At 74.9% G+C, this 10846-nt stretch carries 1 protein-coding gene; it reads left to right on the top strand.

Annotated elements, in window-relative coordinates; genetic code table 11:
- Positions 1-41 precede the first annotated feature (41 nt).
- Entirely contained in the window at positions 42-10844 is a 10803-nt protein-coding gene (locus tag ACFVVU_RS08880; protein ID WP_387788847.1) for an SDR family NAD(P)-dependent oxidoreductase, read from the top strand.
- Positions 10845-10846: the final 2 nt, after the last annotated feature.

The following is a 10846-nucleotide window of genomic DNA, read 5'->3' as shown; positions in this document are numbered from 1 at the left end:
GATCCCGGCTCCACGAGATATCTGCAAGAGGGTGGCCTCAGGTGAACAACGAGGATAAGCTCCGCTACTTCCTCCGACGTGTGACGGCGGACCTGCACGAGGCCCGCGAGCGGCTCCAGAAGATCGACGACTCCCAGCAGGAGCCGATCGCGATCGTGGCGATGAGCTGCCGCTATCCCGGCGGCGTCGACTCGCCGGAGGACCTCTGGCGACTGCTGGCGGACGGCGGCGACGCGATCTCGGAGTTCCCCGCCGACCGCGGCTGGGATCTGGACGCGCTCTACGACCCCGACCCCGACACCCGCGGCACCAGCCATGTGCGGGAGGGCGGATTCCTCGACGGCATCGACCTCTTCGACGCCGGCCTCTTCGAGATCTCACCCCGTGAGGCCCTCACCATGGACCCGCAGCAGCGGCTGCTGCTGGAGACCTCGTGGGAGGCTTTCGAGCGGGCGGGGATCGACCCGACCTCGCTGCGGGGCAGCCGGACCGGCGTGTTCGCCGGCGTGATGTACCACGACCACTCGGCCGTCCTGCAGCAGGCCGTCGAGGACGTCGAGGGCTACATCGGGACGGGCAGCGCCGCCAGCGTCGTCTCGGGCCGGGTGGCCTACACCTTCGGCCTGGAGGGGCCGGCGGTGACGGTGGACACGGCGTGCTCCTCGTCGCTGGTGGCGCTGCACCTGGCGGTGCAGGCGCTGCGGCAGGGGGAGTGCGCGCTGGCGCTGGCCGGCGGTGTCACCGCGATGTCCAACCCCACGGCGTTCGTGGACTTCAGCCGCCAACGCGGGCTGGCCGCGGACGGCCGCTGCAAGCCCTTCGCGGCGGCGGCGGACGGCACCGGGTGGGCCGAGGGTGTCGGCGTGCTGCTGCTGGAGCGGCTGTCGGACGCGGAGCGCAACGGGCATCCGGTGCTGGCGGTGGTGCGGGGTTCGGCGGTGAACCAGGACGGTGCGTCGAACGGGCTTACGGCGCCGAACGGGCCGTCGCAGCAGCGGGTGATCCGGCAGGCGCTGGCGAACGCGGGGCTGTCGGCGGCGGACGTGGACGTGGTGGAGGCGCACGGCACCGGGACGACGCTGGGCGATCCGATCGAGGCGCAGGCGCTGCTGGCGACGTACGGGCGGGGCCGCGAACGGCCGCTGTGGCTCGGGTCGTTGAAGTCCAACGTCGGCCACACCCAGGCGGCGGCCGGGGTGGGCGGCATCATCAAGATGGTCCAGGCGCTGCGGCACGAGCTGCTGCCGAAGACCCTGCACGTGGACGAGCCGACGCCACACGTCGATTGGTCGGCGGGCGCGGTGGAGCTGCTGACCGAACCGGTGGCCTGGCCGGCGGGCGAGCGTCCGCGGCGCGCTGCCGTCTCCTCCTTCGGCTTCAGCGGGACCAACGCGCACGTCATCGTCGAGCAGGCCCCCGAAGCCGGGGCGGGCGAGCCGGCCACCGGGGCCCCGCAGGTCCCCGGGCCGCTCCGGCCGCTGGTTCCCGTGCTGCTCGCGGCCAAGAGCCCGGCGGCGCTGCGCGAACAGGCCGCACGCCTCCTCGCCCGTACGGATGCCGACCCCGGGCTCACGGTGGCGGACCTCGGCTTCTCCACCGCGACGACGCGGGCCGCTCTCGACCACCGGGCGGTGATCGTCGCGGCGGACCGCGAGGACCTGTGCGAGGCCCTGGGCGCGCTAGCGCGGGACGAGCCCGCCGCGGGCGTGGTCACCGGGGCGGTGGCCCCTCGGAGTCTGGCTGCCCTGGTCTTCTCGGGGCAGGGGAGCCAGCGGCTGGGGATGGGGCGTGAGCTGTCCGCGTCCTTCCCGGTGTTCGCGGAGGCCTTCGACGAGGTCTGCGCCGCCGTGGACGCTCACCTCGAATGGCCGTTGCGTGAGGTGGTGTTCGGGGAGGACGCGGAGCTGCTCAACCGGACCGAGTTCACTCAGCCGGCGTTGTTCGCGGTGGAGGTGGCGCTGTTCCGGCTGGTGGAGTCGTGGGGTGTGCGGGCGGACTTCCTGGCCGGGCACTCGATCGGTGAGCTGGCCGCGGCTCACGTCGCGGGAGTGTTCTCGCTGGCCGATGCCGCCGAACTGGTGGTGGCGCGCGGCCGGTTGATGCAGGAGCTGCCGTCGGGTGGTGCGATGGTGGCGGTGCAGGCCTCGGAGGACGAGGTGGCGCCGCTGCTGGAAGGCCGTGCGGACCTGGTGGGCATCGCCGCCGTCAACGGCCCCACGTCGGTGGTCATTTCCGGCGCCGAGGAGACCGTGGCGGAGGTCGTCGACCTGCTCGCCGCCGACGGCCGGCGCACCAAGCGGCTCACCGTCTCGCACGCCTTCCACTCGCCGCTGATGGAGCCGATGCTGGCCCGCTTCCGCGAGGTCGCGCAGCGCGTGACCTTCGCCGAGCCGACCCGCCCGATCGTCTCCACCCTCACCGGGAAGCTCCTCACCGCCGAGGAGTTGGCCGACCCCGACTACTGGGTGCGCCACGTCCGGCACGCCGTCCGGTTCGCCGACGCCGTGCAGACCCTGGAGGACCAGGGAGCGACGGCGTTCCTGGAGATCGGCCCCGGCGGCCTGACCTCGATGGTCCACGAGAGTCTGGCCGAGACCGTCGCCGTCGCGGCCCTGCGCGCCGACCGCGCCGAGGCCGAGGCCTTCACCATCGCCCTGGCCCAGCTCCACACCCACGGCATCACCCTCGATTGGGACGCCGTGTTCAGCGGCACCGGCGCCCGGCGCGTGGACCTGCCGACCTACGCCTTCCAGCACGAGCGGTACTGGCTCGACACCCGCCCGGCCGTCGGTGACCTCACCGGCTCGGGCCTGTGGTCGGCGGACCACCCGCTGCTGGCAGCGGCGGTCACGCTGGCCGACGGTGACGGTGTGCTGCTGACCGGCCGGCTGTCGCTCGCGACGCACGCGTGGCTGGCGGATCACGTCGTGATGGGAACGGTCCTGCTGCCCGGCACGGCGCTGGTGGAGTTGGCGATCCGGGCCGGCGACCAGGTGGGCTGTGACCGTGTCGAGGAGCTGACCCTGGAGTCGCCGCTGGTGCTGCCCGAGCAGGGCGGTGTTCACGTCCAGGTCCAGGTGGACGGCGCCGACCCGTCGGGCCGTCGCGCCGTGCGGCTCTACTCACGGCTGGACGACGCCACCGCCGCCGTGCCGTGGACCTGCCACGCCACCGGTGTGCTCGCGACGGCCCAGCCGTCGACGGCGGAGCGCGTGGAGTCCGAGCCGGCCGCGTGGCCGCCCGCGGGCGCCGTCGGGGTCGACGTCGACGGGCTGTACGACCGTCTCGCCGAACTGGGCCTGGCGTACGGCCCCGTGTTCCGGGGTGTGCGGGCCGGGTGGCGACGTGGCGACGAGGTCTTTGCCGAGGTCGCGCTGCCGGAGGGCGTCGCGGCGACGGGCTTCGGTGTGCACCCCGCTCTGCTGGACGCGGCCCTGCACGCCGTCGGCCTGGGCGACTTCGTCGCGGAGCCGGACGAGGGGCGGATTCCGTTCGCGTGGAGCGGGGTCAGCGTGTCCGCCACCGGGGCGACGGCGCTGCGGGTCCGGCTGACCCCGGCGGCCGGCTCCGGCGTCGGCACGGGCACGGTCGCGCTCCTGGCTGCGGACGGTACCGGCCGGCCGGTGCTGTCGGTCGAGTCGTTGATGTTGCGCCCGGTGGCCGCGGAGCAGCTGGCCGCCGCGCGCGACGAGCAGCGCGACACGCTCTACCGGGTGGAGTGGGTGCCGGGGTCGGTGGCGGCGGGTGAGGTTGTCGAGGTGGAGGTCCGTGAGGGCCTGGAGGCTCCGGGGGCCGATGCGGAGGTGCCCGGGCATCTGGTGGTGGTGTGCCCGCCGTCGGGTGCGGGTGCCGAGGGTGTGCGTGCGGTTGTCGGCGGCGTGTTGGAGCTGTTGAAGGAGTGGCTGGGAGAGGAGCGCTTCGAGGGTTCGCGGTTGGTCGTGGTGACCCGTGGCGGGGCCGGCGAGGGTGCTGTTGATGCGGGTCGGGCGGCGGTGTGGGGTCTGGTGCGGTCGGCGCAGTCGGAGCATCCGGGCCGGTTCGTGCTGGTGGATGTGGAACCGGGGGCCGGGGACGTCGGGGTGGCGGTGTCGGCGGCCGTGGCGTCGGGTGAGCCGCAGGTCGCGGTGCGTGGTGGCCGGGTGCTGGTGCCGCGTCTGACGAGGGTGGCTGCCGCCGAGAGCGCTGCTGTTCCCTTGGCCGAGGGTGGCACGGTGCTGGTGACGGGCGCCTCGGGCACGCTGGGGCGTCTGGTGGCGCGGCATCTGGTCGCCGGGCACGGCGTGCGGCGGCTGCTGCTGGTGAGCCGTTCGGGTGCGGGTGCCGAGGGCATGGCCGAGTTGGTGGCGGAGTTGACGGCGGAGGGTGCCGAGGTCGCTGTCGAGGCCTGTGACGTGGCGGACCGTGACGCGCTGGCCGGCCTGCTGGCGGCCGTCCCGGCGGAGCACCCGCTGACGGGGGTGGTGCACGCGGCGGGTGTGACCGACGACGGGCTGATCGCGTCCTTGTCGTCGGAGCGGATCGACCGGGTGTTCCGTCCGAAGGTGGATGCGGCACTGCATCTGGACGAGTTGACGCGGGACTTGGAGCTGTCGGCGTTCGTGCTGTTCTCCTCCGCCGCCGGTGTGTTCGGCAGTGCGGGGCAGGGCAATTACGCGGCGGCGAACGCGTTCCTGGACGCGCTCGCGCGGCGGCGCCGGGCGGCCGGGCTGCCCGCGGTGTCGCTGGCCTGGGGCCTGTGGGCCCAGGACAGTGCGCTCAGCGGCGAGTTGAACGAGGTGGACCGGCGCCGGATCTCCCGCTCCGGGATGACCGCGATCGAGACCGAGGACGGCCTGGCGCTCTTCGACGCCGCCCTGCGCACAGCGGATCCGGTCGTGGTGGCGGCGCGTTGGGACGCCCGGGTCCTGCGGAAGTCGGCCCGATCCGGGGAGCTGCCGGTCGTGCTGCGGAACCTGGTGCCCGCCTCGGTGCGTCGCGTCGCCGCTTCCGAGGCCGGGCGGTCCGGGGCGTCGTCGGCGACGGCGCTCCGGTTGGCCGGGCAGTCCGAAGCGCAGCAGTACGAGCTGCTGGTGGAGCTGGTGCGCACCCATGCCGCCGCGGTCCTGGGCCACGGCCGCGCCGAGTCGATCCAAGCGGCGCAGGCGTTCCGCGAGTTGGGATTCGACTCGCTGACGGCCGTCGAACTCCGCAACCGGCTCGGTGCCGCCACCGGTGTGCGACTGCCGGCCGGCCTGGTCTTCGACTACCCGACGCCCGCCGCGCTGGCCGGCTTCCTGCGGGATCAGCTGGCCGAAGCACCGCGCCCCGCAGCTGCCGCCGTCACCGCGGCCCGGGCGGACGAGCCGATCGCGATCGTCGCGATGAGCTGCCGCTACCCCGGCGGAGTGAGCTCGCCGGAGGAGCTGTGGCAGCTGCTGGCCTCGGGCACGGACGCCATCTCCGAGTTCCCCGTCGACCGCGGCTGGGACCTCGGCCTGCTCTCCGCCGACGGTCCCGACGAGGCCGGCACCAGCCACACCCGCGAGGGCGGGTTCCTGCACGACGCGGGCGAGTTCGACGCGGCCTTCTTCGGGATCTCGCCGCGTGAGGCGCTGGCGATGGACCCGCAGCAGCGGCTGCTGCTGGAGACGTCCTGGGAGGCGTTCGAGCGGGCGGGGATCGACCCGACGTCGGTGAAGGGCTCGGACACCGGAGTCTTCGCCGGGGTGATGTACCACGACTACGCCTCCTCGCTGCAGACGGTCCCCGAGGGTGTGGAGGGCTTTCTCGGCACCGGAAACTCGGGCAGCGTCATCTCGGGGCGGCTCTCCTATTCCTTCGGCCTGGAGGGGCCGGCGGTGACGGTGGACACGGCGTGCTCGTCCTCGTTGGTGGCCCTGCACCTGGCCGTGCAGGCGCTGCGCTCGGGCGAGTGCTCGCTGGCGCTGGCCGGCGGCGTCACCGTGATGGCCGGGCCGGGGGCGTTTGTCGAGTTCAGCCGGCAGCGCGGGCTGGCGCCGGACGGCCGCTGCAAGGCGTTCGGCGCCGAGGCCGACGGAACGGGCTGGGGCGAGGGCGTCGGCATGCTGCTGGTGGAGCGGCTGTCGGACGCCGAGCGCAACGGACACCCGGTGCTGGCGGTGGTGCGCGGCAGCGCCATCAACCAGGACGGTGCCTCCAACGGTCTCACGGCACCCAACGGCCCCGCCCAGCAGCGGGTGATCCGGCAGGCGCTGGCCAACGCCGGGCTCGCTCCCACGGACATCGACGCGGTGGAGGCACACGGCACGGGCACCCGGCTGGGTGACCCGATCGAGGCGCAGGCGCTGCTGACGACGTACGGGCAGGACCGTGAACGGCCGCTGTGGCTGGGCTCGTTGAAGTCGAACATCGGTCACACCCAGGCGGCGGCCGGGGTCGGCGGCGTGATCAAGATGGTCCAGGCGCTCCGGCACGAGGTGCTGCCCAGGACCCTGCACGCGGAGCGGCCGTCCCCGCACATCGACTGGTCGAGCGGTGCGGTGCGACTGCTGACCGAACCGGTCGCATGGCCCTCCGGCGACCGTCCGCGCCGGGCCGGCGTCTCCTCGTTCGGCTTCAGCGGGACCAATGCGCACATCATCATCGAGCAGGCCCCGGCGGCGTCGGCCCCGCGCCGTGAGGCGGAGCGGGGTGACGGCGGCGTCATGGCGCCGTGGATGCTGTCGGCGAAGTCTCCCGAAGCCCTGCGGGACCAGGCGGCACGGCTGCTCGCGTTCGCCCGGGAGCGTGACGACCTGGTGGCGGCCGATGTGGCGTACGCGTTGGCCACGTCCAGGGCGGTGCTGGAGCACCGCGCGGCGGTGGTCGCGCCGGATGTGGCGGCGGCGCTGGAGGGCCTGCGTGCGCTGGTGGACGGTGAGTCGTCCGGGGCGGTGGTCCGTGGTGTCGCGGTGCCGGGAGCGAAGGTCGCGCTGCTCTTCTCGGGGCAGGGGAGTCAGCGGGTGGGGATGGGGCGCGAGCTGGAGGCGGCCTTCCCGGTGTTCGCGGAGGCCTTCGACGAGGCCTGCGCCGCGGTCGACGCCCACCTTGAACGGCCGTTGCGCGAGGTGGTGTTCGGCGAGGAAGCGGAGCTGCTGGACCGGACGGAGTTCACTCAGCCAGCGCTGTTCGCGATCGAGGTCGCGCTCTTCCGCCTGGTGGAGTCGTGGGGCGTGCGGGCGGACTTCCTGGCCGGTCACTCGATCGGCGAGTTCGCCGCCGCCCATGTCGCGGGCGTGCTCTCGCTGGCCGACGCAGCCGAACTGGTGGTGGCGCGTGGCCGGTTGATGCAGGAGCTGCCGTCGGGTGGCGCGATGGTGGCGGTCCGGGCCGCCGAGCACGAGGTGGCGCCGCTGCTGGCCGGCCGCGAGGACCTGGTGGGCATAGCAGCGGTCAACGGCCCTGTCTCGGTGGTCCTTTCGGGTGCCGAGGACGCCGTGACGGAGGTCGCCGAGCTGCTCGCGGCCGCCGGCCGCCGCACCAAGCGGCTCGCCGTCTCGCACGCCTTCCACTCGCCGCTGATGGAGCCGATGCTGGCCCGCTTCCGCGAGGTCGCGCAGCGTGTCACCTTCTCCGAGCCGACCCGCCCGATCGTCTCGACGCTCACCGGACAGCCGCTCACCGCCGAGGAGTTGGCCGACCCCGAATACTGGGTTCGCCACGTCCGCCACGCCGTCCGGTTCGCCGACGCGGTGAAGACCCTGGAGGACCGGGGAGCGACGGCGTTCCTGGAGGTCGGCCCCGGCGGTCTGACCTCGATGGTCCAGGAGACGTCGCCCGACACCGTCGCCGTCCCGGCCCTGCGCGCCGACCGCCCCGAGGCCGAGTCCTTCACCACCGCCCTCGCCCGGCTCCACACCCACGGCATCACCCTCGACTGGAACGCCGTCTTCGCCGGCACCGACGCCCGACGCGTCGACCTGCCGACCTATGCCTTCCAGCGCCGCCGCTTCTGGCTGGAGTCCGGTCCGGCGGTCGGCGACGTCACCTCGGCGGGCCTGTCGGCGGCCGAGCACCCCTTGCTGGGAGCCGCCGTCACACTGGCCGGCGGCGAGGGCGTGCTGCTCACGGGTCGGCTGTCCCTGCCCACCCATCCCTGGCTCGCCGATCACGCGGTGCTGGGCACCGTACTGCTTCCCGGCACCGCTCTGGTGGACCTCGCGCTGCGGGCCGCCGACGAGGTGGGTTGCGACCTCCTGGAGGAGCTGACGATCCAGGCGCCGCTCGCCCTGCCCGAGCAGGCCGGTGTCCAGCTCCAGGTGGTCGTGGCCCCCGCCGACGGCGCCGGCCGCCGCACGCTGACGATCTACTCCCGCGCGGCCCACCCTGACGCGCCCGACCAGCCGTGGACCGGTCACGCCACGGGCGTGCTCGGTGCCGGCGGCCCGGGCGCGCAGTTCGAGCTGCCCGCCTGGCCCCCGCCGGGGGCGGGCGTGCTCGACACCGAGGCGCTGTACGAGCGGTTGGCGGGTTCCGGGCTCGACTACGGCCCGGTGTTCCGGGGCCTGCGGGCGGCCTGGCGGCAGGGTGACACCGTGTTCGCGGAGGTCGCCCTGCCCGAGGGCACGCAGACCGCCGGGTTCGGTGTCCACCCGGCGCTGCTGGACGCGGCGCTGCACGCCGTCGCCCTGGGCGGGCTGCTGCCCGACACCGGCCGGACCCGCGTTCCCTTCTCCTGGAGCGGGGTGCGCCGGTACGAGTCCGGCGCGGTCGTGCTGCGGGTGCGGATCGCCCCGGCCGGAGCGGACGCGGTGTCCCTGCTGGCCGCGGACGGGGCGGGGCGGCTCGTCGCCTCGGTCGACTCCCTCGTCCTGAGGCCGGTCTCCGCGGAGCAGTTGGCCGCTGCCCGCACCGGGCAGCCGGACGCGCTCTACCGGGTGACCTGGGCGCCCCTCCCGCTCGCCGAACCCGCGCGCACCGCCGGCGAACCGTCGCCGTGGGCGCTGGTGGGCGGCGCGGAGAACGGACCGGCCACGGCCCTGCGTGCCGCCGGCCGCGCCCCCGAGGTCCACGCCGACCTGTCCACCCTCTTCGCCGGGCCGGCCCTGCCCGACACCGTGGTCGCGCTGCTGCCCCCGGCCCCCGGCGCGGCGCCGGGTGGTCCGGAGGCGGCCCGGGTCACGACCGGGTACGTGCTGGCGCTGGTGCGCGAGTGGCTGGAGGGGGCCGGTTCCGACGCCGCCCGGCTGGTGGTGCTGACGCAGGGCGCCGTCGCACCCGACGTCCCGGCCGACGGCGCACCGGAGCGGCCGGATCCGGCCCAGGCGGCGGTCTGGGGCCTGGTCCGCTCCGCGCAGTCCGAGCACCCGGGCCGCTTCGTCCTGGTCGACCTGGACGACGACGAGCAGTCCGCGCACGCCCTGCCGGCCGTGCTGGCGGCCGCCGCGACGGCGGACGAACCGCAACTGGCGGTACGGGCGGGCCGGACGTTCGTGCCCCGGCTGGCGCGTACGGCGGCCCCCGACCCGACGACCTCCGACACGTCGGCAGCCGGCACAGCGACGGAGGCCGCAGACGGCACCGTCCTGGTGACCGGCGCGACCGGGGCGCTGGGCCGGCAGGTGGCGCGGCACCTGGTCGCGGTCCACGGTGCGCGGCACCTGCTGCTGACCAGCCGGCGCGGGCCGGAGGCGGACGGCGCGGGCGAGTTCGAGGCCGAACTGGCCGCCCTGGGCGCCCGGGTGACGACGGCGGCCTGCGACGTGGCCGACCGCGCCGCGCTCGCCGCGCTGCTCGACTCGGTGCCGGCCGAGCACCCGCTGACCGCCGTCGTGCACGCCGCCGGTGTGCTGGACGACGCGCTGGTGGACTCGTTGACGGCGGAGCGGCTGGACCGGGTGTTCCGTCCGAAGGTCGACGCGGCCTTCCACCTGCACGAGCTGACCCGGGACCGCGCGTCGACCGCGTTCGTGCTCTTCTCCTCCCTCGCCGGCACGCTCGGCACCGCGGGGCAGGCCAACTACGCGGCCGCCAACGCCTACCTGGACGCGCTGGTGGAGCTCCGCCGCGCGCAGGGCCTGCCGGGCGTCTCGCTCGCCTGGGGGCCGTGGGCCGGAGACGAGGGGATGCTGGGCGAGGCGGGCGCCGAGACGCTCGGGCGGATGGCCCGCGGCGGGGTGGCACCGCTGTCGGGGCGCGAGGGCCTGGCCCTCTTCGACACGGCCCGCGCGGCGGCCACGACCGGTGGCCCCGGCGTCCTCCTCCCGGTGCGGCTGAACCTCGCCACCCTGCGCGCCCGGGCCGGGAGCCATCCGCTGCCCGCCGTGCTGCGCGGCCTGGTGCCGGTCCCGGCCCGTCGGCCGGACCGGCCGGGCGCGGGCGCGGGCGAGCTGGCCGAGCAACTGGCCGGGGCGTCGCAGGACAAGCGCCGGCGGATCCTGCTGGCCACCGTCCGCGGTGAGGTCGCCGCCGTCCTGGGCCACGCCTCCGCCGAGGCGGTGGGCGCCGGCCAGGCGTTCCGCGACCTCGGCTTCGACTCGCTCACGGCCGTCGAACTGCGCAACCGCCTCGGCGCCGTCACCGGACTGCGCCTGCCGGCGAGCCTGCTGTTCGACCACCCGACGCCGACCGCCCTGGCGGAGCACCTCGGCGCCTCGCTGCCGGCCGGGGGAGAGGCGCAGCCGCCGTCCGTGCTCGCGGAGATCGACCGCCTCGAAGCCGCGCTGGCCGCCTCCCCGTCCGACCGCGGGCTGCGCAGCACCGTCACCATGCGCCTGGAGGTCCTGCTGGCGAAGTGGAACGGGGCACAGGACGGGCAGCGCGGCGCCGACCACGACACCTCCGCGGTCGAATCGGCCACCGACGACGAACTCTTCGAGCTGCTGGACAACGAGCTCGGCACCTGACC

It is taken from the genome of Kitasatospora sp. NPDC057965 (genome assembly GCF_042887135.1).
GTDB lineage: Bacteria > Actinomycetota > Actinomycetes > Streptomycetales > Streptomycetaceae > Kitasatospora.
This window is presented reverse-complemented; position numbering and strand designations above follow the sequence as displayed.